We start from the raw sequence: 23,032 nt of genomic DNA on the forward strand, positions 1-23,032 counted from the left end.
ACGGGGTGAACAGAAAATGAGTGAATTATATTTCAATGAATCTATGATTCTATTAGATTTAAATGTTAAGACAAAAGAAGAAGCTCTTACAGTAATGGGGCAGAATTTAGTAGAGAAAAAGCTTGTAAAAGAAACATTTACAGAGGCTATCCTGCAACGCGAGAAAGAATTTGCGACTGGCCTTCCGACAGCCGGTGTATCTGTGGCTATTCCGCATACAGATGTGGAGCACGTAAATCAGAAAACGATAAGCATCGCAGTTTTACGGAACCCTGTACATTTTGGGGTCATGGGGGATGATAGTGAAACGACAGCAGTTAAAGTTGTTTTCTTATTAGCAATGGATGAAGCTCATTCCCAATTATCTTTACTGCAAAAACTGATGCAGCTGTTTCAAAATGAGGTAACGCTGAACAGTCTGGCATCTGCAAATAATAAACAGGAAATAAAAAACCTGGTAGAAGAAAAATTAAGCTTTTCAAATATTAAGGAGGAATTTTAAATGAAAAAGAAACAAGTATTAGTTGCATGTGGAGCTGGAATTGCTACATCTACGGTCGTTAACGGAGCTATTGAAGATATGGCTAAAGAGAATAACCTGAAAGTCGATCTCGTCCAAATTAAGATTTCCGAAGTTGGTGGATACGAAGATACAGCTGATTTACTCGTAACTACAGCAATGACGAAAAAGGAATATCCTTTCCCTGTGATCAATGCACGATCATTTCTAACGGGTATTGGAACAGACCAAACGAAGCAGCAGATTCTGGAAGAGCTGAAAAAATAAAAAAAGCTGAATAACTTTTAAGTGGGGAGGATGAATAGTATGCAAGGTTTTGTTGATTTTATCCAGGGATTCCTCGACCTCGGGGCAACGGTAATCCTGCCTGTAGCGATTTTCCTGTTAGGCCTGTTATTTGGCCAGAAGCCAGGAAAAGCCTTCCGTTCTGGTCTAACGATCGGAGTAGCTTTTGTAGGGATCTTTTTAGTAGTAGATTTGCTTGTAAATAACTTAGGTCCGGCTGCTCAAGGTATGGTGGACCGCTTAGGTGTAGATTTGAATGTCATTGATGTAGGCTGGCCGGCTACTTCATCCATTGCCTGGGCGTCTGTTGTGGCGGCCTTCATCATCCCGCTCGGACTTGTCGTAAACGTAGTCATGCTTGTCACGAAAACAACAAAAACGATGAATGTTGATATTTGGAACTACTGGCACTATACCTTTATGGCAGCTATGGTATATGCCGTTTCAGGAAGCATTATTCAAGGGTTAATTGCTGCCGTACTTTTCCAGATTGTCTGTCTGAAGGTTGCCGACTGGACAGCACCGATGGTCAGCGAGTTTTATGAACTGCCTGGAGTATCAATTGCTACTGGAAGTACGATCTCTTATGCACCTGGGATCTTTTTAGTAAACCTATTGCAGAAGGTGCCTGTCATTAATAAATGGAATGCTGATCCAGATACTATTCAAAAACGATTCGGGATTTTTGGAGAGTCCATCTTTATCGGACTGTTTTTAGGGGCAGCCATTGGTATTTTGGCAGGATACAGTACAGGTGATGTTATCGAGATTGGAATGGCGATGGCAGCAGTTATGGTGCTAATGCCAAGGATGGTAAAAATCCTGATGGAGGGGCTAATGCCAGTTTCAGAGTCTGCCCGTGAATGGTTATCGAAGAAGTTTGGTGACCGGGAAATTTATATTGGACTTGATGCTGCTGTAGCTCTCGGGCACCCCGCTGTTATCTCTACCGCACTTATCCTCGTCCCGATTACTGTAGTGCTTGCTGTTATCCTGCCAGGGAACGCTCTCCTGCCTTTCGGTGACTTAGCGACAATTCCTTTTATTGTTGCCTTTATTGTAGGCGGGGCTAAAGGAAACATTGTGCACTCCGTAATTGTAGGAACAGTAATGATTGCCCTCTCTTTATATCTGGCTACAGATGTGGCCCCGATATTTACAGAGATGGCCGTAAATGCCGACTTCAATATGCCGGAAGGATCGGCTAGAATCTCGAGTATCGACCAGGGTGGAAATTTAGTCAACTGGGTGATCTATAAATTTTTTGCCTTATTTAACTAGTAAAGGAGCTGCCAATTATGAAAGCGCTTGTTAAGAAAGAGCTCGGATTTGGAAACTTGGAAATTCAGGAAAAGCCTATACCTCAGCCAGGTCCCGGCCAGGTGAAAATTGAAGTCAAATATGCCGGTATTTGCGGATCTGATATTCATACGTACGAAGGTTATTATAAAGTAGCAGCTCCTGTCACCTTAGGCCACGAATTTGCAGGTGAAGTTGTGGAAACAGGAGAAGGTGTTACTGAATTTAAGCCCGGAGATCGAGTAACTTCAGAAACAACTTACTATGTATGCGGTGAGTGTGAATATTGTCAGTCGGGTGATTATAACCTATGTAATCATCGAAAAGGATTAGGGTCCCAGCAAGACGGAGGGTTTGCGAAATATTTAATTGCACGCAAAGAAAGTGTCCATCACCTTCCGGACCATGTTGATTATCGATCGGCTGCCATGACAGAACCATTAGCATGTACTTACCACGCGGTTGCCAAAACAACGATTAAAGAAGGAGACATTGTCGTTGTAATCGGTCCGGGACCAATAGGACTTTTCACTGCGCAAGTTGCTAAAAGTAAAGGAGCTACTGTAGTGATTACCGGTCTTTCTAATGACCGCATCCGTTTAGAAAAGGCCGAAGAACTCGGAATTGACTACACTGTTAACGTGCAGGAACAGGATCTAAAAGAGCTGGTGCAAAGGTTAACCGACGGGTACGGAGCAGATGTAGTGTTCGAATGTTCAGGAGCACCGCCTGCAGCAAAGCAGGGGCTTGATCTACTAAGAAAGAAAGGCCAATACGCCCAAGTTGGGATTTTTGCTTCCCCGGAGGTAACGTTTGACCTTGAAAAAATCATCCAAAAAGAAATTCAAGTGGTGGGCAGCCGAAGCCAAAAATCAGCAGACTGGGAGCCGTCCCTGGAATTAATGAATGACGGACTTGTAGATGCTCAGGCTCTCGTTACACATGAGTACAAGATTGATCAATGGGATGAAGCATATGAAGCAATAAAGAGCGGCAAAGCCATTAAGGTTCTGCTGACTCCTATGGATTAAGCGAAAGGGAGGATTCTATGGTAGACGCAATGCTGGACTTTATGCTCGGACCCATGCGGGGCATAGGGACCTTTTACTATGAAAATCAAATGATATTTAACACGCTGATTGTAGGTATAGCTATTTATAAATTATCCGGTAAAAAGCGGACGTCAGCGAACCAGTCTTGAAAGGAGATAGCTTATGAAAGCATTGAACTTATATGCTGCTCAAGATCTCCGCTATGAAGAAACAATAGAGCCGGTTATTGAGAATGAGGACGATGTGATTGTAAAAGTGAAGGCCGCCGGTATCTGTGGATCCGATCTTTCACGTTATAAAAAACTCGGCCCCTATGTAGAAGGAATGACCTTTGGTCACGAGTTTGCAGGAGAAGTGTCAAAAGTAGGGCCTAAGGTTACACATGTAAAAGTGGGAGACCGGGTGGCCGGCTGCCCGGCTTATTATTGCGGAAAGTGTGAAAGCTGCCAAAAAGGAGAACTGGCGAGATGTGAAAAGCTTACGGTAATTGGCGCCCGCCATCCAGGAGCATACGCACAACTTGTCAAACTTCCAGCAGAAAATATTATTCCGCTGCCTGATCATGTTGATTATGAAACGGCCGCCTTAATCGAGCCTTCTTCCGTAGTAGCCCATGGATTTTATCGTACCCATATGAATCCGGGAGATGAAGTCGCAGTGATCGGTTGTGGAAGTATTGGCCTCCTGGCCGTTCAGTGGGCTAAAATATTTGGCGCCAAAACTGTATATGCCATTGACATTGATGATGCTAAGCTGGCTGTTGCAAAAGAAGTTGGCGCAGATGAATTGATAAACTCAAGAAATCAATCAGCTGATGAGCAGATTAAAAAACTTACAGGTGGACGTGGTGTTGACGTAGCCATTGAGTCTGCTGGGTCACCTGTAACCTCAGCCCAGGTTTTTGCCTTGCCTAAAAAAGGGGGAGAGGTCGTATTTATGGGGATTCCTTACGCTGATATTCAGATTGAACGCTATTATTTTGAAAAAATCGTGAGGAATGAATTAAGAATTTTAGGTTCCTGGAACGCGATTTCCTCTCCATTTCCCGGGAAAGAATGGAAAGCAACGGTTCATTATATGAACACTGGGCAGTTAAACGTAAAGCCGATGATATCACATCAGCTTACTTTAGATAAGGGACCGGAGATTTTTGAGAAAATTATTAATCGGAAAGAAAATTACGTAAAAGTGCTGTTTCAGCCAAATTAAATGTGGAAAACCTTAAATCAGCTTAATACTCAAAAAAAGCCTCCGATATGGAGGCTTTTCGTTATGGCAAAAGACTTTCTACGTGTCCGTTATTTTGTACAATTAATAATACTTTTCCTTCATCCAAATCTTCTTCGTACTCAGCTGCTTCTTCTTCGGAATACCCCATTTCCTGGATTTTCGTACGAAGTTCATCACCTTTTTTGCTGAAGATATTACTAATAAAGTTCTTAGTATCCTGTTCAGAGAAACCAATTGTGTTAGCATTTACGTTTTCAGCAATACGATTAGTGCGGTCATCATCATGAGAAAGAACATAAATGTCACGGCTGTTTACACCTTCATTTTGCAGTTTCTTGACAGCTTCCATCAGTTTCTCGTCATTTGTATATTCGCGTGTAAATGGCATCTTGGGTTTCACTCCTTAGAGTTAATAGTTTTACACTGCTCTATATACCCTTCATTTTTTCAAAAAAACCTAATAAGTCTACTTTTAATATTATCCCATCCCTGGATCACCGGGATCTGCTAATGCAATTTCAGTTACTCCCGGAGTGTCTATAGTCTGTCCTTCTGGATAAACTTGAAATCCCCACATTATGAACACAGTTAATAATACGGCAGCAAATAACTTTCTCATTATAATTCTCCTCTTATATTATTTTGAGACGCTTCAGGCAGGAATTAAGCAGCTGGATAAATAATATCTGCACACGCTGATAAAAAAATGCCGAGTGCGGGGATAATTTCTAGCGCATTTTTCAAGATCGAAATAATCCACTGGAAACACGCCAAATTTTGTAAAGAAGAATGTTATTATTTCTGGCAAAACTAATGGAGAAAGGATGGAGATAAAATGTTGTCTGTCTACTTGAGGAAAGATAAGCTGAATCTTACTTATATTTTCTTTGTCAGAATCGTTTAATAACAAGGTGCCGTTAATTTATTTAGAAATCTTACTTCCATATAATGTAACCATTATACCTTGTTAAAACTATACTAGTAAACGGTTTCAGGGGAAATTTGAAATATACTAAAAAACAAAACGCCAGCAATTTTAGCGTTTTGTTTAGAGATTAATATATTTTCTAAGATAAATTAACGGGAGTTTAGCAAAAAAATGATCTCCCAGCTGGTATTTAAAACGCCGGTACGCATTTAATAATCGTTGGGGGTCGTCCGAGGCTGCACCTAAGTAGGTTTCCTGGAAGGGGGAAGGGTTATTTATTTCCTTTAAAATTTTGAAAGCTGTTTTGTAATCTCTGTCAGCTAAAGCCAGGTGAGCAGATTCCGTCGCATCTGTTGTATTTATGCCTTCTATTTTTCCGTGAAAGGCACTGATAAAGGGGATCGTGTTATTTTCAAGGGTGGAGATAGATGTAGTTATTTGAGCTTCATTTGCTACTTTAAGGGCCATTTGGGCATGGCTTATGGAAGCAGCATAACCTTCATATAAATTACATAATGCCAGATGATGATACATCTTGCTTAGCTGTCGTCCTGGAAGAACTTTATTAATATATTTATAAGCGTATTTTTGAGCGAGGAGTTTGTTATCTGTTTTCCAGTAATGATGAAAGGCCACTTCTTCAAAACGAAGCTTCATAAAATAATAGAAAAGAGGTTCATTTATTTTATTTAAAGCTGCTTCACAAGATTCAATATACTTATCAAACCCTGTGTACTGTTTTATGTCATAATATCCGTAAATCATTGTGTAAATATGAAGACAGTGAAGAGAAGGATGTTTGAAAGACATACTTTCCAGCATCTCTAGATCATTCTTTTTCAGTAGATTTATCTTTCGCTTCATCAGAAGCTTATACAGCCAGACGGCTTTTGGCTCAAAGTAAGGGGAGTCCAACAGCTCATTAAGTTCTTCTAAGTAATCATTTGTATACAGGAATTCTAAAAAAGCAAGCTGATCTTCAAAATTTTTAGGAGAGTGTGTCAGACAGTAGTGACGTGTAAGTTGTGCAGCTTTTTCGTTAGAAAAATTTTTTAAAGCCTGATGGTAATACGTATAGACAGTTGATACCTGATACATCTGAATCTTAGTAATGGGACTTGGCTCAATGACGTTATAGCATCCCATTCTTCACAATCCCTTCTGCCTCTAAGGCTTAATTAACTGCATATAAGGTAATTATATACTATTAATTTAATAATACAAAACTTACCTTTTATACAAAGAGAGCAGATATAAAGAAAAGAAAAGGTGATAGATCTTGATATCAAGAGGTTCCAGTCAGTTTCAATTAATAGAATTTTTTAAATTATAATAAATAAAAACTGGAAACCGGTTTAGTTAAATTCTACTAGTGGTACTAGTAACTCGTATTCTCATTTACATACTAGTATTAAGAAGGAGGAATAAGCTAGATGGGTAAAGATAATAAAAAAGACGATCAGTTAGAGGAATTTCGTACAGATGATCGTGGAAAAGAAATGACGACTAACCATGGAGTGAAGGTTTCGGAAGATGAATTTTCTTTAAAAGCAGGTGAACGTGGTCCTACTTTAATGGAAGACTTTCATTTCCGTGAGAAAATGACCCACTTTGATCATGAACGTATTCCTGAACGAATTGTCCATGCTCGTGGTTTTGCGGCACATGGAGACTTTCAAGTCTATGAATCGATGAAAGAATATACGAAAGCAGGTTTCCTCCAGGATCCAAGTAAGAAGACGCCGGTTTTTGTTCGTTTTTCTACAGTTGCAGGTTCTAAAGGGTCTGCAGAAGCGGTAAGAGATGCCCGCGGATTTGCTACAAAGTTTTACACAGAGGAAGGGAATTATGATTTAGTAGGAAACAATATTCCAGTGTTCTTTATTCAGGATGCTTTGAAATTCCCGGACTTAGTTCATGCTGTAAAACCTGAGCCCCATAATGAAATGCCTCAGGCTGCTTCAGCTCACGATACATTCTGGGATTTCATAGCAAATAACCAGGAGTCAGCTCATATGGTAATGTGGACGATGTCTGACCGTGCCATTCCAAGAAGTTTCCGTATGATGGAAGGGTTTGGTGTACATACCTTCCGTTTTGTTAATGAGAAAGGCGAAGGTCACTTTGTGAAATTCCACTGGAAACCTGTACTAGGAACACACTCTCTCGTATGGGATGAAGCACAAAAAATAAACGGTAAAGATCCCGATTTTCATCGTGGTGATCTTTATGAGTCTATTGAGGAAGGTAATTACCCGGAATATGAGTTAGGTGTTCAAATTGTGAAAGAAGGCGATGAATTTAACTTTGATTTTGACCTTTTGGATCCCACGAAACTTTGGCCGGAAGAAGATATACCTGTAAAGCTTATCGGCAAATTAACATTGAACCGCAATGTAGATAACGTTTTCGCAGAAACAGAACAAGCGGCTTTCCACCCGGGGAATGTTGTACCGGGGATTGACTTTACGAATGATCCACTTCTTCAAGGACGACTATTCTCTTATACGGATACCCAGCTTATTCGCTTAGGCGGACCAAACTTCCATGAGCTTCCGATTAATCGTCCGGTATGTCCTTTTCATAATAATCAGCGTGACGGATACAGTCGTATGACGATAAATAAAGGGCCGGTTAGTTACCACAAAAACTCGCTGGCGAAAAATACACCTGCCCCAGTTGAAGAAGAGAAGGGCGGCTATGTCCATTATCAAGAAAAAGTAGATGGACGAAAAGTAAGAGCAAGGAGCGACAGCTTTAAAGATCACTTCTCCCAAGCAACTTTATTCTGGAACAGTATGAGTAACGCAGAGAAGAATCATATAAAAGAAGCCTTCAGTTTTGAACTTGGAAAAGTTGAGAGCGAATCTGTTAAACAGCAGGTTATTGATATGTATGCCAATGTAAGTTTAGAGCTTGCTCAGGATGTTGCTGAAAACATTGGTGTGCGAATTCCTGAAACGGGTGGATCTGATGTTACGAAGTCCTCCCCAGCCTTAAGCCAGGAAAATACAAAGAAAAAACCTAATACCCGTAAAGTTGCTGTTCTTTTAACAGAAGGTTTTGATGGAAAAGAAGTAAATTCTATTTTAAAAGATCTTGAAGGTAAGGGCGTAGCCCCAGAGATTATAAGTGATAAATTAGGTAAAGTAAAAGGTGCCGATGGGTCTGAGCTGAAAGCAGATCACACTTATTTAACGGGTGAATCTATATTGTTTGATGCTATTTATGCAGTAGGCAGTAACAACCCAAGTGAAAAGGTGCAAAAGGATGCCTTGTACTTTATCCAGGAAGCTTTTTCACACTTTAAGCCGATTGGTGCTACCCATGATGGAGAAAAATGGATTAATGAAGCAAATATCGCTGGTGCTCCAGGCGTAGTAGTAGGGAAAGATGCAAAAGAATTTGTAAAAGATTTTGTCGAGGCCATCTCCGAGCACCGTCATTGGAACAGATCATTAGTATAATTAACAAGGAAAGCCATGTTGAGAGGATCTCAACATGGCTTTTCACTTGCTATGGAAATTTTATTTAATTTGGACTCTGCAAGTCTTTTTCACAGAAACAGGAGAATTGTGCTCCGTTTGCCTGAATATAAAAAAACCGGGCGTGGGGAAAGACTCGCTTTCCATAAGCGAACAGTGACCTTCCTCAGGCTAAAGCCTTCTGGGATCTCCCTGTTCTATCCTCCCATAGGAGTCTCGCCATTTCCCCCGTCCCTCTATGTTTTTTTTAGAAGTAACGGAACATTGAATTTCTAACCAACAGCGTCCGTTTCCACTGCTAACGTTAAAGAGGCTGGGAAATGGCGAGACTCCTGCAGGGAGATAGAGCCGAGGTGAGAGCCGCGAGTGTAGCGAGCTAGCTCACCGGCTCCCCGCGGAAAGCGAGTTATTTCCCAGCCGCTTTTTTCTTGCTACAGTAAACGGAACAGGCTTTTCCTTCTCACCAATAAGTTAAAATAAAAAAATGGTGAGACTCCTGCATAGAGATAGACCCATGGTAAGCTTCGCGTTTACAGATAGCTAGATCACCGTGCAAAGTGAGCTATTCTCCAGTCCACTTTTTCTCATTGTGTAAAAAGAAACAAGCTTTTCACCCGTAAAATGCTGTGCCTCCCTGCGGCTTCGGCAAAGTGGATTCTATTAAAAGCCATGCTATACAGCTTTTTTGGCACCTAATTTTTCTCCCAGCAGGAGTAATGATTGATTGATTCTCCATATATAATAAATATGGTGAACAAGGTCGATATGGTGCTGGGTATCTATTGGAGCGGAGCGTTCAATTTGTTCTCTTTCTTTAGTTAATAAATAGAGTTCAGCTTCTGAGTCTCTCTCATAAAGCAATCTTTTGATAACCCCAAGATTATGAAGTAGTTTTTCTTCAAGGATAGGAAATGAATCCTTAACTTCTGAGGGATATCCAAGATTTTTCTGATAGGATGAGGCAATCAAGTGACTTGAATAATAATTGATTGCTGTAAAGATAGTGAGCCATCTCGGCAGCTCTGACATTCGGCGCCCAAATGGATTATTCAGTGCGGGTTCGGCTTCCTCCTGAAGGACTTTCAGTTTTTCATCGAGGGTGAACAGATGGTCGGTTAGTTCTTTCACATTGATTTGCTGGTTAAAACTCCGGATATATTGAGTAAGGTATTCTTCAAGCTCAGTTATATAGTCCCTAAAAGAATCAACCACCTTATCATTTGTTTTCGTAGGAAGCAGGTATGCAGAAACAAGAAGAGCGATTGAAGCCCCTGCGATTGTATCTATGATTCGTGCTCCTAAAAGCGAAAAGCTGATACCCCCAAGAAGCAGGTCGTACATAAAGGCAATGAGCATAGTTATAAACATGCTCATTATCGTATAAGACACGGTCAATAAGTAAAAGGCAAAAAAGACAACGACAAAAATTAAGAATACTTCAATAAAGGAATTGCCGGAAACCATTTGAGCAAGAAAAAAACCGATCACTGCTCCTATGACTGTTCCAATGGAACGCTGCATTCCCTTCTGATAAATGCGACCGACGGATTGAGTGCCAAGTAATACAATAAAGGAAGTTAATACCACCCAGTAAGGCTGTACGGGAGAGATGGCATAACCGACTGCAATTGAAATAGCCCCTGCAACTAGTGCCTGAAAAGCTTTCTTTGTAGAAGGCTTTAATTCACCAGAATCATCTTTTGAATGTGATGCTTCCTCTTTTCTATCATTAATTGTATCTCTTTGAACGGCAGGCAATGGTTGATTTTTAGCACGTTGAATACTAAGGGCAGCATATGTTACATGTTTTGAAATGGATTCAATTCGTCGGAGTAAGAACAGCCAGCTGTCAGGGACGTCTTTTTGTTTTTCGAAAAGCTGGTTAATGGTGTTATTTAATTCTTTTGTAGCTTCCTGGGCTTCTGCCAGGTTTTTTTCATCATAGTTTTCAGCCAGCACGTCCGCCTGCTGTAAGGACCTGATCACCCGAAGGAGAAGATCGCGAATATACTTAGTTTCTAACACCTGATGATTTTGTGTTAGTTGCTGGAGAGAGTCGTTCAATGTTGCTACAAGCATGGCTGTATCAAAGATATATAGTTTTAGTTGTTTATTTTTCAGGCCTGGCCAAATTTCCTGTACATTGTGGGCAGATAAATCAGTAGAAACATGTCCTGCATATTCCCTGAGCTTTCTTACATTATGAGTCAGCCTGTTTTTCTTACCTTCTTCTGCACGGCTCTCTAATAGGTCAATCAACATATCAAACGTTAAGTTTGCCTGTTTATGGAAAGAAAAAAGGCTTCTTCTTAAAATGTGTACAGAACTTTTAAACAGGATAAAATTAAGTGAATAAGCAAAGAGAACCCCAATGAAAGAAGCCCCAAAAAACCATAGAATATCAGATGGGGGAAGCTGCAGAAAAGAAGAAAAATAAAGGGTAATGAATGCGACCATAAATATTGAGAAATAGCGGCTTCCATACTTAGTAAAATAGAAGGCACTAAAAATAACTGAAATCATTAGTAAGGAAATTAAGTAAACGTTCGAAGCTAATAGAGAGCCAAGTGTAATTCCAAATAAGGCAGGAACAATCAGTAATATGGTCGTTATTTTTTTATCTCGTTGGGTATTATCATTGACAACCAATATACCGAGCATACCTATTATTCCTCCCATAATTGCAGGAGTCAGCGCTGGTCCGTTTGTTAAATTAATGATGAATAGAATGGTAAATACAGAGGATATCAAGCTTAAAGTAGCTTGGAGCGCTTGATTCAGCCGTTTTCGGCCAGGATCAGAAGCTTGAAGGCGACTTAACCAGTATTGGAACGTTTTGTCATTTTTCAAATACATCAACCTTTTGTTGTAAATAGTATCTTCTACTATGATAAATAGTTCATTCTATGGAAGCAACTTTAAGGTTTAACTCTAGAAAAATTTGTATTTCGTAGTATAGTAAAAGGATATACGTGAAGGAATCTGGTGATGAAATAATGAACAAAATTTATATAATGCTCCTTTTAGTTATGATGGCCTGGGGATTTAATGTAGCAGCGATTAAAGTATTAGTCACAAACATTGATCCCATTTTACTAACCTCAGCCCGTATCTTTGCGGCAGGAATCGGGGTTCTAATTACCCTGCAATTTATGAAAATCCTACGTTTACCTACGAAAAAAGAAGTGCTGCTCATTTTTTATATTTCGTTTTTTAATGTCGTGATTCACCATGGCTTAATGGCTATGGGGTTAACTTTAACGACAGGAGTTAATGCAGGGGTGATTGTTGGGCTGGGTCCGCTTCTAACGATGATCCTTTCGACATTGCTTCTAAGCCGACACATTACAATGTTTAAAGCGTTTGGTTTCTTTCTCGGCTTTGCTGGAGTGATGATGACAACGCTTCTTGGATCAGGAGGATTGGGCTCTGTTTCTATTGGAGATTTGTACATATTTCTCTCCATAGCAGCTCAGGCTTTTAGTTTTATACTAATAAGTAAACTAAATCCAGACCTTGATCCTCGACTGCTGACAGGCTATATGATGGTGGGGGGATCAGTTGTTATTTTTATTGCCAGCCTCTCTCTTGAATCGAGACCTGAGCAGCTTATTCAATTATGGGATCCCAAGCTTGGCATGATTTTTCTATTCAGTGCCTTCATATGTACAGCATTTGGACATATGATTTATAACTTTGCGATTAAACAAGTAGGCCCAGCTGAAACAGCGATTTTTATTAATTTTAACTCTTTCTTTGCTTTATTAGGTTCAGTGTTATTCTTAGGGGAATTCATTAAGTGGTATCACATCGCCGGATTAGTTTTAATTGTCAGTGGTGTTATCATTGGGACAGGAGCTTTAGAATATATAATCAGCAGGAAAAAGCGCACTAAAGTTGCATAGCCAGAGTGTTTTCTATATAAATTTACGGAGGAAGAAAAAGCGGAAGAGCCCCGTTTCAATTTGAAACGAGGTTCTTTCTTATTCTTCTTCTTCTTTTAACGCTCTCTCTGCGGCTTTCTTCACTTCGTGTAAATCTTTTCCCATGCCTGCTTCTACTGCAGCTACATAAGATCCTTCCAGAAGGGGAGCGTTTGCTATTTCGATATTTTCCTGCCCGCTCATTTCTACGGCGAGTTCAGAATTCATCATGGCGCTTCCGAGGTCATAAATGAGAAGGACCCCTTTGTCAGACTGTGCCTTTTCAATGGCATGCTGAATTTTTTCTATACTTGTCCCAATTTCATTCTCATCTGTCCCTCCAGCTGTAGCAATAGTCACTTCTTTTGCGACCTGCTCGATGATCTCCTTGATCCCTTCAACAACTTTTGAGCTGTGAGATATTAATACAAGTCCTACATTAGCCATAAGTTACTGTCCTCCTTCTATCGTTTCAGCAAGTGCTTCGAATAAGTAAAAGGAGGATACCGATCCTGGGTCGAGGTGGCCGATAGAACGGTCTCCTAGATAGGAGGCTCTGCCTTTAGTTGCTTTGATGTCTTTAGTTTTATTCATCAGTGATTCACTTATATCTTTTAAGGACTGAGAATCAAAATCTGATTGTTCTTTAAGACTTTCAGTTAAAGGAACCCAGACATCAAGGAGTGTTTTCTCTCCTGACTCTGCTTTCCCTCTTTGTTTAATTCCTTCAACGCCTGCATTAAGACTTTCAACAAAGTTACTGAAATCAATGACATCCTTGCCTTTTACTTGGGTGGACAATTTAAGAAAAGCTGTCCCATACAAAGGACCAGCTGCACCACCTACTTTACTCATCAGTGTCATAGCTACATCTTTCAGTACATCAGAAGGTGTCTCATAATCCTGGTCAATTTTTTTAATCACTTCTGAAAAGCCGCGTGCCATATTTACTCCATGATCACCGTCTCCTACGGCCTGATCAAGCTCCGTTAAGTATTCCTTTTTATCCTGGAATTTTTTATCTGCCTTTTTCATCCATGTCTTAATATGATCAGCTGTAAGCTCCATCATTAGCTCCTCCTTTTTCAAATATTAAATGCCAAAGATTCAGCCTCGGCTTCTAAAAGTGCTTTTAATTCTTCATCTAATTTTAAGATGGTAATTGAACATCCTGACATTTCAAGGGAAGTCATGTAATTACCAACAAATGTCCTGTGAATATGGAGGCCGCGTTCTGTTAATAGTTGATTAACTTTTTTGTTTAAAATATAAAGCTCCATTTCTGGAGTACCGCCCATTCCATTAATCAATACGGCCGCTTCCTCCCCTTCATTCCAGGAAAGATCGTCCAATATTTTTTCAGTTAATTCTGTTGCAATTTCATCAGCTGATGCAATTGGTTTCTTTTCAATCCCTGGTTCGCCATGTATACCAATTCCGATTTCCATTTCGTTTTCCTCTAAAGAAAAACTCGGTTTCTTTGCAGATGGTACGTGACATGGAGTTAACGCCATCCCCATAGATCGGACATTAGCAACGACTTTTTCAGCGACACTCTTTACCTCTTTTAGTGAACCTCCATCTGCTGCTTTAGCGCCTGCAATTTTGTGAACAAATATTGTGCCGGCAATTCCGCGGCGTCCAGTTGTAAATGAACTATCCTCTACAGCCACATCATCATTAACGATAACTTTCTCTACTTGAATTCCTTCAGCTTCCGCTAATTCAGCAGCCATATCAAAATTCATGACATCTCCGCTGTAATTTTTGATAATAAGAAAAACCCCAGCACCGCTGTCTACTGCCTTAATGGCCTCGAATACCTGGTCTGGCGTTGGTGAAGTGAACATTTCTCCGCAGACAGCAGCATCAAGCATACCATCTCCAATATAGCCAGCATGAGCCGGTTCATGACCGCTGCCTCCGCCACTGACTAGTCCAACTTTATTAGGGACAGGAGCATCTTTTCTAACAATTACTGTGGTTTCCGGAAGTTGTGTAAGCAGGTCAGGGTGGGCAGCCGTTAGACCAGCTATCATTTCCGAAACTACGGACTCTGGGTTATTGATGATTTTTTTCATATTCTCACTCCTTAAAATGGTATCGTGAGGTGATGATCATGAGGTAACGTACACGCTTTCATTTTAATATAAATAGGCGCATAATCATAGAACCGGAACTGCAGACATGTGTAAAAGAGAGAAACTGCAGCTGTAACTGCCGCAGTTTCTTTACATTTAGAATATAAATATGGCGAGCACAGTGGATATAAATAATCCTGTAATAACCGGAATGAAATTTTTTCTGACAAGCTCCATCACGGGTACTCCGCAAAAACCGGCAATCGCAATGAGAGAAGACCAGGCAATAATGGTACCGCCTCCTGTCCATATGGACCCCATTTGACCAATGGCTGCCAGGGTAACTGGATCGATGCTGCTATTAGCAAGAGATGCAGATAAAGCTCCGGTTAGAGGAAGGCCGGAGAAACCGGACCCATCCAGCCCTGTAATAATTCCGATAATTAATATACTGAGTGCTGCCAAAAAGGCACTTTGAGGAAGAATGTCCTGCGTAGACTGAACAAGATCAAATAGTAAGGCAGGTGCTGATTCTTCATTTATGGACAGAATATTACCTGCGAAGTCCGGGCTGCCAAGAAAGAAAAAACCAGCAATAGGAATCACCGGCCCCATTGCTTTAAAAGCAAAAACAAATCCATCGGTGATATGGTCACTAATATAATCTAAGGCACGAAGCTTTCCAAAAGCTGCAGTGGATAAAAGAAGCAGCACGGCAGCAACGCCCCCAATAAAAGCTGCTCCATCTCCGCCTTCAAAATTGCCTGAACTGCCCGAGTTAACTTTGGAGAGAACCATAAAAATCATAACAGCCAGCATAGATAGAGGGACAATCACAGCGAATAGTCTGCTCCATATGTGAAGGTTGGTATCTTTAGAAGGATGCTTTTTTGTAACTCCCTGCATTAAAAGAATTTCTTCCTCGTTTCTTGGATCAGAAGATCTCCGAAATGTTTTTCTACTCATAAAGTAACCTAAGAAAATAGCGACTCCTCCGGTAATTAAAGATAGAACTAGAGCCTGGTCCATTACGGCAGCTGTAGATAAACCGGCTGATTTAGCAGAAATGCCAGGGGCTACTTGAATAATATAATCGGATGACAGGGCCATTCCCTGGCCGGCTAATGCAACAGCCATTGCGGCTGTTATCGCTGGAAGTCCTGTACGTACTGCAGCTGGAACGAGAAGGGCACATATGAGAGGAACCGCTGGTGTTGGCCAAAAAAACAAAGAAATGAGATAGGTGATAATGATTAATACAAAAAAAGAAATATGACTATTTATCATTATTTTTTGCAGTGGTTCAATCATTCTCCTGTCTGCATCAAGGTCCTTTAAAGAATGGAGAAGGGCAACCATAAAAGTGATGATAAGGAAAATATTGAATAATTCTTTAGCTGCCACTAAATTTGCATTAAATACGGCAGTAAATCCTCCTATTAAACTTCCATTAAAAACCCAGGCGATAATAAAGGTCCCAAGCAGGGTAGGAAGAACAACCCCTTTTCGAAAAACCATCGTCATAATGATGAGTAAGGTAAAAAAACCATAGAGCCAGTGAGATAATGTCAGTTCCACGTAAGATACCTCCTTGAACGCCCCGTAGCAGAGGCGATCTAGGAGTAGATTATGCGTGGGAAAGCGATTGGGTGTTTTATCTAAGAAGCCGGCCTCGCTTTTAAGTTATTCCATTTCTAATTCTAATGGAATAAGAGAAAAAGTATCGACATCAGCAAGTCCGCGATTGGTAATTCTTAATGATGGAATGACAGGCAGTGCGATGAGAGAAAAAGTCATAAACGGAGCATGCAGATTACATCCTAAGTGAGCCCAAGCTCTTTCTAATTCCTGGACCTGTTTTGTTACTTTTTCTACTGGCTGATCGGACATTAGACCAGCTATTGGCAGAGGTACTTCAGCAATGACTTTTTGATTTTCTACAACGATCATTCCTCCGCCTCTATTAATCAGTTCATTTGCAGCATACGCCATGTCTTTAATATCAGATCCCATAACGAGTAGATTATGACTGTCATGAGCAACTGTGGAAGCTACAGCACCCTTCTTAATTCCAAATCCGCTTACAAATGCATTAGATATGGCTCCACTTTGATGATGACGGTCGATACAGGATAAGTGAATGATATCCTGATCGATATCCGGCTGGATACGTCCATTTTCTACGGATAATACAGCGGAGGACTGCTTCGTTCTCGCATTGTTTTCCAGGGCATGAATGATATTGACTTTCGTTATATCTTCTCTGTTTGTTTTAACGAGAAAATCGTCAGGCTGGAGAGGACCCTTAACTTTAACAGATTGTTTTGCTTTTTCAGGATAACTATAGGCAGGGAAATCAATTTGATACTTGCCTTCATCGTATATGACTTCTCCATTTATCATTACAGTAGAAGGTTCCATTTTCTCCAAATCATCTATCAATAAAAGGTCTGCATATTTACCTGGCACCAAACTGCCTAAGTTGTTTCCATAACCAAAATAATTGGCTGCATTTATGGTTGCCAGCTGGATAGCTGTAACAGGATCGATTCCTTCTTGGATAGCTTTGCGTACGACATAATTAAGGTGCCCCTCAGCTTCCAATGTTTGAGGATACACATCATCCGTAATTAAGGACATATTCTCTGTAGGCAGCTTATCTTTTGTGATAACCGGTGCGAGTTGTTTCACGTCCTGCCAGGCAGAACCTTCACGGATCATCAGATGCATGCCTAACCTTACTTTTTCAATAGCTTGTTCGCGGGTCACTGTTTCGTGACATGAAGTAATCCCTGAAGCGATATAAGCTTGGAGAAGACCGGGATCTTTAGAAGGAATGTGCCCTGTTACTGTTTTTCCAGCTTTTATTGTTGCATCGATTTCTTTCATCATTTTTTGTTCTCCATGAACGACACCTGGAAAATTCATTACTTCCCCAAGTCCTGCAACGTTTTTCCATTGAAGAGCCTCTTCAATTTCTTCGGGTAGAAGCTCTGCTCCGGCATCTTCTAAATTGTCTGTAGCTGGAACACATGAAGGTACAGTGGTAAAAACTCTTAGAGGAAGCTGCTGCCCTTCTTCATGCATCCAATGCACACCTTCAAGACCAAACACGTTAGCAATCTCATGAGGATCCATAAATATAGAGGTTGTCCCTTTTTTGATTGCTGCTTTGGCAAATTCAGTCACAGTAAGCATCGTACTTTCTACATGCATATGGCCATCCATTAAGCCTGGTGTTATATATCGGTTAGTAGCATCCAATACAATAGTTTCATCACCTCGTAAGTGAGAGCAGTCGCCAATAAAGCTGATGCATCCTTCATTTATAGCGATTTCTTTTTGATAAAGTAGTTCTTTAGAATGGACGTTGACCAAAATCCCGTTGGTAATAATAACATCTGCTTTTAGATTACCGAGAGCAGCAGATGCTATTTTTTTTCTAATATCCATAGACATGGATGAATTCCTCCTTTTTAAAAGACCGTCTAAAGTTAAAAAGCTCATTTAGTTAATCGATAGTATAGAAGAAGCAGGAAAGAACGTCAATTTAATTGGTAAGTAACTTGACAGAAGGAAAAAGAAGGATAATATCTTGGGCGATAATGATAATCTTTATCAACTTCAGTTTGTGTACATAAGGGTGTTAGTAACAAAACGGTGAAGAGTTCTCTAAGAAAACAGCCTTTTTCAAAATTGAATAATCTTAATAATTGTATAAATTATAATAAACAAAAACCAAAAAAATATTTTCCCTTAAAGGTTATTAAAACTTTACTAAATTCAGGGCTTAAAAAAGACATTTTTACATATTAGCAAGATTCATAGATCCACGATATTGTATGAGTACCAATACATGCGGAGGGATCGCTATGAGTTACTTTGATCATCTGAACAGAAAAGAGTTATTAGAAGCTGCTGTCACGAAATCCACCTGCTGGAAGTGTAAAGAACTTATGGATGAAAGGGAATTAGTTACAGTGACAAACGGAAATACGTCGTGGGTTGAACTGTGCGAGGACTGTTATAGATTCTATGAGGAGTTAAAGAGATTTTCCAAGTACGGTAAGAAAGGATAAAAGGGATTACATAGACATTTCCTCACTTTTCCCATAAAATAATTGTAGATGAGTGAGGGGGCCAGAGGATGACAACAATCAATGATATTGCAAAAATGGCGAATGTTTCCCGCACAACCGTTTCTAGAGTTCTTAACAATAATGGTTATGTAAGCGAAGAAGTTCGAAAAAGAATTGTAAAAATCGTAGAAGAAACCGGCTATATTCCTAGTCTTTCTGCTAAATCACTAAGAACGAAAAAGTCAGGAGTTATCGGTGTCATACTTCCCAGGATTAATACAGAAACAGCGAGCAGGGTAGTAAGCGGAATTAATGAAGTAGTAGCAAAAGAGAATTTTCAAATTCTATTAACAGATACAGAGTTAGATAGAAGCAAGGAAATTGAGTATATTAAGCTTTTGCAAAGCCGGCATGTGGACGGAATTATATTATTAGCTACAAATATTAATAACAAGCTAATCTCGACGATAAAAGATGCTAATTTACCCTTTATCTCTTTAGGGCAGGATTTACCCGATGTTACTTCTATTGTTTATGATGATTATCATGCAGCAGCAGATCTAACAAATATGCTTGTTAACCACGGACATAAAAAAATTGCTTTTATCGGTGTAAAGGAAGATGATCCATCTGTTGGACAACTGCGAAAGAAAGGGTACCTGGACACTCTTTCGAAATACGAACTTCCAATAGTGGAAAGCTGGATACAAACAGGGGACTTTAGCATTGAATCTGGTTATGAGAGCATGAAGAACATTATTAAAGATAATCGTCAATTACCGACTGCCGTGTTTGCTGTAACAGACTCAATGGCTATAGGTGCTATGGAGTACCTGCGGGAACAAGGCTTTAAAATTCCAAATGATATGGCTGTTGCTGGTATCGGGGCATCTACTCTTTCTAAGCATGTCACTCCATCGTTAACGACAGTGGACTATTTTAATAAAGAAGCAGGTGAAAAAACAGCCCGTCTTCTAATAGACCAAATAAAGAAAAAAAAGGAAAAAGAAAAATATATACAAAACTATAGACTGATTAAAGGTGATAGTGTATGATACTATTTAAACAGAGGATATGTGATCGATTACACATCATCCTCAATTTTTTGAAGTAATTTACAAACGCTTACATTTTTTATTTTGACAATGTGGTATCGATTACACAAATTGAAATTTTGAAAGTGCTATCATATTATTTTTGAATGATGTGTAATCGATCACACAAAAAGATAAGGGAGGAAGAAAAAATGGCCAGCTATTCAGAAATCGCTAAGCAAGTGATTGAAGCGGTTGGGGGAGAAGAGAATATCCAGTCAATTGCTCACTGTGCTACTCGTTTAAGGGTAATGGTTCATGATCGTGAGAAAGTGAATGCGGAAGCTTTAGAAGAAATTGAAAAAGTTAAAGGGGCTTTTTATAATTCCGGCCAGTATCAGGTGATCTTTGGGACAGGTACCGTTAACCGCGTATATGAAGCAGTCACTGAACTTGGAGTAGAAGGAAGTACAAAATCAGAAATGAAAGAGAAAACGGCTAAACAGGGGAATGCATTCCAGCGAGCGATACGGGTGTTTGGTGATGTGTTTGTACCTATTATTCCTGTTCTTGTAGCTACTGGTTTATTTATGGGTCTTCGAGGATTGCTGCTGCAAGAGCAAATTCTTCAGATTTTTGGACTGACTCCAGACAGCGTTCCGGAAAATTTGATACTTTTTACACAAGTACTAACAGATACGGCGTTCGTATTCCTGCCTGCACTTGTCGCATGGTCGGCTTTTAGGGTATTCGGGGGAACTCCGGTTATAGGTCTTGTCTTAGGGTTAATGCTTGTTTCTCCATCACTGCCCAATGCCTGGGCGGTTGCAGAGGGTAACGCTGATCCGATATACTTCCTGGATTTTATTCCAATCATCGGATATCAAGGATCTGTACTACCGGCATTTTTCGCAGGCTTTGTTGGTGCGAAGCTGGAGAAATGGTGTCGTAAACGTGTCCCTGAAGCATTAGACTTGATTCTGACACCTTTTATTGTGCTGCTTGTAATGATTACTCTATCACTGTTCATTCTAGGCCCAATCCTTCACGCGGCTGAAAATGGAATTTTTGAAGCGATGCTCTTCCTGCTTGATTTGCCGTTTGGACTAAGTGGCTTAATCATTGGTTTAACACACCAGATTATCGTAATCACAGGTATTCACCATATCTTCAACTTCCTGGAGATTCAGCTTTTAGAAAACTTGGGAGCTAACCCGTTTAATCCAATTATTACAGGGGCAATCGCAGCACAAGGTGGAGCTGCCTTAGCTGTAGCTGTAAAAACGAAATCTAAAAAGCTAAAAGCGCTGTCTTATCCATCTGCACTTTCCGCTTTCTTAGGAATTACTGAGCCGGCGATTTTCGGGGTAAACTTAAGATACATGAAGCCATTTGTAATGGGAATTATCGCAGGTGGAGCGTCCGGGTTTCTTGCATCTATCCTTAACCTGGAAGCAACAGGAATGGCAATTACAGTAATACCTGGTACCCTCCTCTATCTCAACTCTCAGATTTTTGGCTACTTGCTTGTAAACATTGTAGCCATCGGGTTAGCGTTTGGATTAACTTATATGTTTGGATTTAATGATAAAATGCTAGATAAAAAATAAGAACGAAAGAGAGACCTGGATATTACTGGGTCTCCTTTTCTTGTAAGGGAGTATTTAAACTTATGAAGCAGGATGACGTGCTGAAACAGCAAGCTTATGCCGCTGTAGAAAATCAAGGAGAAACTGTAAAAAATGATCCCTATTATCCGGGATTTCATTTAGCTCCTCCTACCGGTCTGCTGAATGATCCCAATGGGTGGATTCAGTGGAATGGAACATATCATTTATTCTTTCAGTGGATGCCGTTTGAAACGGGTCACGGCGCTAAGTTTTGGGGACATTACACTTCGGAGGATTTGGTGTATTGGAAGCTTGAACCGATTGCGTTAACTCCAAGTGATTGGTTTGATAAAAATGGCTGTTATTCCGGGAGCGCTATTACGGAAGGAGATAAGTTAAAGATCTTCTATACTGGTAATGTAAAAGATGAGCATAACAACAGAGAGAGTTATCAAATATTAGCGGAATCTGATGATGGAATCTCTTTTATTAAAAAAGGAGTTAAAATCAGACTTCCTGAAAACTATACCGCTCATTTTAGAGATCCTAAGGTTTGGTCACATGGTGGAAGCTGGTATATGGTAATTGGGGCACAGACGAAAGATGAGCGTGGAGCAGTCGTCTTATTTGAATCTAAGGATTTAGAAGAATGGACACACAGAGGAATCCTAAGTCATGCTGATCAAAAGCCTTTAACAGACTTAGGGTATATGTGGGAATGTCCGGATCTGTTTGAACTGGGCGGGAAAGACGTCCTTATGTTTTCTCCGCAAGGGATTGAGGCAGATGAAATTCATTACAATAACAAGTATCAGACAGGATATGTTAAAGGTAAACTTGATTATGAGCTGGGCGTTTATAATCATGGGACTTTTACGGAACTGGACAGAGGCTTTGAATTTTATGCTCCGCAATCCACTTTAGATGATAAAGGCAGGAGGATTGTTATTGGCTGGATGGGAGTGCCCGATCAAAACGAGAAGCTCCAGCCTACTGTTGTAAACGGTTGGGTTCACCAAATGACTCTCCCGCGGGAGATTTTACTAAAAGGTGAGGATCTCTTTCAGCGTCCACTAACAGAAATGAAAGAGCTGAGAATAAATGAACGAATAAATACAACGATCAATGGGGCCATTTCTTTAGAAATCGAAAGAACATCAGAGGTTTTAATTGATGGTTGTATTGATTCTATGGATCTCTTTGATTATGCAAAATTAAAATATGAGCCTCAAAGCAGGATGCTTACTTTAGAAAGGCAGAGTTACACAGATGGAAAGATAGAGGAGCGCAGCTGTATTTTGAAGGATCCATTACATCATCTGCAAATCTTTGTGGATCATTCCTCTCTGGAGATTTTTGTGAATCGTGGAGAAGAAGTATTTACTTCGAGGGTTTTCGCTGATCCATCCAATCGAATACTAAAAATAAATTCTCAAAACTCTCCAGGTTTAAAAGTATGGAATTTGAAAAGTGATACAATAAAGCTAGAAAACTTTAAGAGGTGAT

The 23,032-nt window shown here is 40.1% G+C and carries 21 protein-coding genes; 12 read left to right on the forward strand and 9 right to left on the reverse strand.

From position 1 onward, the window contains the following. Positions 1-16: 16 nt before the first annotated feature. From B7E06_RS06740 to B7E06_RS06760, 6 genes are read left to right on the forward strand one after another with little or no spacing between them, the layout of a single operon-like run. A complete protein-coding gene (locus B7E06_RS06740; RefSeq protein WP_082233248.1) occupies positions 17-502 on the forward strand; it encodes a PTS sugar transporter subunit IIA in 486 nt (161 codons plus the stop codon). Beyond that, on the forward strand, positions 503-787 hold the full coding sequence (locus B7E06_RS06745) for a PTS sugar transporter subunit IIB (protein WP_082233249.1): 285 nt from the start codon (positions 503-505) through the stop codon (positions 785-787). A 39-nt stretch (positions 788-826) separates the two neighbouring features. After that, positions 827-2,086 (forward strand): galactitol-specific PTS transporter subunit IIC, encoded by a 1,260-nt coding sequence (locus B7E06_RS06750; RefSeq protein ID WP_082233250.1) that lies wholly within the window; start codon positions 827-829, stop codon positions 2,084-2,086. 17 nt (positions 2,087-2,103) lie between these two features. Further along, positions 2,104-3,135, forward strand: coding sequence for a zinc-binding dehydrogenase (locus tag B7E06_RS06755; protein WP_082233251.1), 1,032 nt, complete (start codon positions 2,104-2,106; stop codon positions 3,133-3,135). Positions 3,136-3,152: 17 nt separating this feature from the next. Further along, entirely contained in the window at positions 3,153-3,305 is a 153-nt protein-coding gene (locus B7E06_RS21810; protein ID WP_179134002.1) for a hypothetical protein, read from the forward strand. 13 nt (positions 3,306-3,318) lie between these two features. Beyond that, a complete protein-coding gene (locus B7E06_RS06760) occupies positions 3,319-4,365 on the forward strand; it encodes a galactitol-1-phosphate 5-dehydrogenase (protein WP_082233252.1) in 1,047 nt (348 codons plus the stop codon). 61 nt (positions 4,366-4,426) lie between these two features. On the opposite strand, the gene B7E06_RS06765 is transcribed toward B7E06_RS06760, so the two are convergent. From B7E06_RS06765 to B7E06_RS06770, 3 genes are all read right to left on the reverse strand, one after another. Beyond that, on the reverse strand, positions 4,427-4,774 hold the full coding sequence (locus B7E06_RS06765; RefSeq protein WP_082233253.1) for a YflT domain-containing protein: 348 nt from the start codon (positions 4,772-4,774) through the stop codon (positions 4,427-4,429). Between the two features lie 90 nt (positions 4,775-4,864). Continuing rightward, positions 4,865-5,005, reverse strand: coding sequence for a hypothetical protein (locus B7E06_RS21815; RefSeq protein WP_179134003.1), 141 nt, complete (start codon positions 5,003-5,005; stop codon positions 4,865-4,867). A gap of 429 nt (positions 5,006-5,434) precedes the next feature. Beyond that, a complete protein-coding gene (locus tag B7E06_RS06770) occupies positions 5,435-6,460 on the reverse strand; it encodes an AimR family lysis-lysogeny pheromone receptor (RefSeq protein ID WP_082233254.1) in 1,026 nt (341 codons plus the stop codon). Between the two features lie 287 nt (positions 6,461-6,747). On the opposite strand from B7E06_RS06770, the gene B7E06_RS06775 reads away from it, so the two are divergent. Next, positions 6,748-8,781: a catalase gene (locus tag B7E06_RS06775; RefSeq protein ID WP_082233255.1), complete on the forward strand. Its 2,034-nt coding sequence runs from the start codon at positions 6,748-6,750 to the stop codon at positions 8,779-8,781. Positions 8,782-9,471: 690 nt separating this feature from the next. Here the strand turns inward: B7E06_RS06775 and B7E06_RS06780 are convergent. Beyond that, positions 9,472-11,649, reverse strand: a complete 2,178-nt coding sequence (locus B7E06_RS06780; protein WP_245807691.1) for an FUSC family protein — start codon at positions 11,647-11,649, stop codon at positions 9,472-9,474. A gap of 146 nt (positions 11,650-11,795) precedes the next feature. Between B7E06_RS06780 and B7E06_RS06785 the strand changes: the two genes are divergently transcribed. Beyond that, positions 11,796-12,704 (forward strand): DMT family transporter, encoded by a 909-nt coding sequence (locus B7E06_RS06785; RefSeq protein ID WP_082233257.1) that lies wholly within the window; start codon positions 11,796-11,798, stop codon positions 12,702-12,704. Between the two features lie 78 nt (positions 12,705-12,782). Here B7E06_RS06785 and dhaM read toward each other — a convergent pair whose 3' ends face one another. The 5 genes from dhaM to ade form a co-directional block, all read right to left on the reverse strand. Continuing rightward, on the reverse strand, positions 12,783-13,169 hold the full coding sequence (dhaM, locus tag B7E06_RS06790; protein ID WP_082233258.1) for a dihydroxyacetone kinase phosphoryl donor subunit DhaM: 387 nt from the start codon (positions 13,167-13,169) through the stop codon (positions 12,783-12,785). Positions 13,170-13,172: 3 nt separating this feature from the next. Further along, the gene (gene dhaL, locus B7E06_RS06795; protein ID WP_342743617.1) at positions 13,173-13,793 is read right to left on the reverse strand and encodes a dihydroxyacetone kinase subunit DhaL; all 621 of its coding nucleotides are present in this window, start codon (positions 13,791-13,793) and stop codon (positions 13,173-13,175) included. A gap of 14 nt (positions 13,794-13,807) precedes the next feature. Next, entirely contained in the window at positions 13,808-14,803 is a 996-nt protein-coding gene (gene dhaK / locus B7E06_RS06800) for a dihydroxyacetone kinase subunit DhaK (protein ID WP_082233260.1), read from the reverse strand. 156 nt (positions 14,804-14,959) lie between these two features. Further along, positions 14,960-16,381 carry a hypothetical protein gene (locus B7E06_RS06805; protein ID WP_082233261.1) on the reverse strand — a complete coding sequence of 474 codons (1,422 nt, stop codon included), beginning with the start codon at positions 16,379-16,381 and terminating at the stop codon, positions 14,960-14,962. 105 nt (positions 16,382-16,486) lie between these two features. Next, entirely contained in the window at positions 16,487-18,262 is a 1,776-nt protein-coding gene (gene ade / locus B7E06_RS06810) for an adenine deaminase (protein WP_082233262.1), read from the reverse strand. Between the two features lie 413 nt (positions 18,263-18,675). On the opposite strand from ade, the gene B7E06_RS06815 reads away from it, so the two are divergent. The 4 genes from B7E06_RS06815 (at position 18,676) to B7E06_RS06830 (ending at position 23,031) form a co-directional block, all read left to right on the forward strand. Next, a complete protein-coding gene (locus B7E06_RS06815) occupies positions 18,676-18,882 on the forward strand; it encodes a hypothetical protein (RefSeq protein ID WP_082233263.1) in 207 nt (68 codons plus the stop codon). 68 nt (positions 18,883-18,950) lie between these two features. After that, on the forward strand, positions 18,951-19,937 hold the full coding sequence (locus B7E06_RS06820) for a LacI family DNA-binding transcriptional regulator (protein ID WP_082233264.1): 987 nt from the start codon (positions 18,951-18,953) through the stop codon (positions 19,935-19,937). Between the two features lie 191 nt (positions 19,938-20,128). Next, the gene (locus B7E06_RS06825) at positions 20,129-21,526 is read left to right on the forward strand and encodes a sucrose-specific PTS transporter subunit IIBC (protein WP_082233265.1); all 1,398 of its coding nucleotides are present in this window, start codon (positions 20,129-20,131) and stop codon (positions 21,524-21,526) included. A gap of 62 nt (positions 21,527-21,588) precedes the next feature. Beyond that, positions 21,589-23,031, forward strand: coding sequence for a sucrose-6-phosphate hydrolase (locus B7E06_RS06830; protein ID WP_082233266.1), 1,443 nt, complete (start codon positions 21,589-21,591; stop codon positions 23,029-23,031). The last annotated feature ends 1 nt before the right edge of the window (position 23,032 follow it).

The organism is Halobacillus massiliensis, from assembly GCF_900166625.1.
Taxonomy (GTDB): domain Bacteria; phylum Bacillota; class Bacilli; order Bacillales; family Halobacillaceae; genus Halobacillus_A; species Halobacillus_A massiliensis.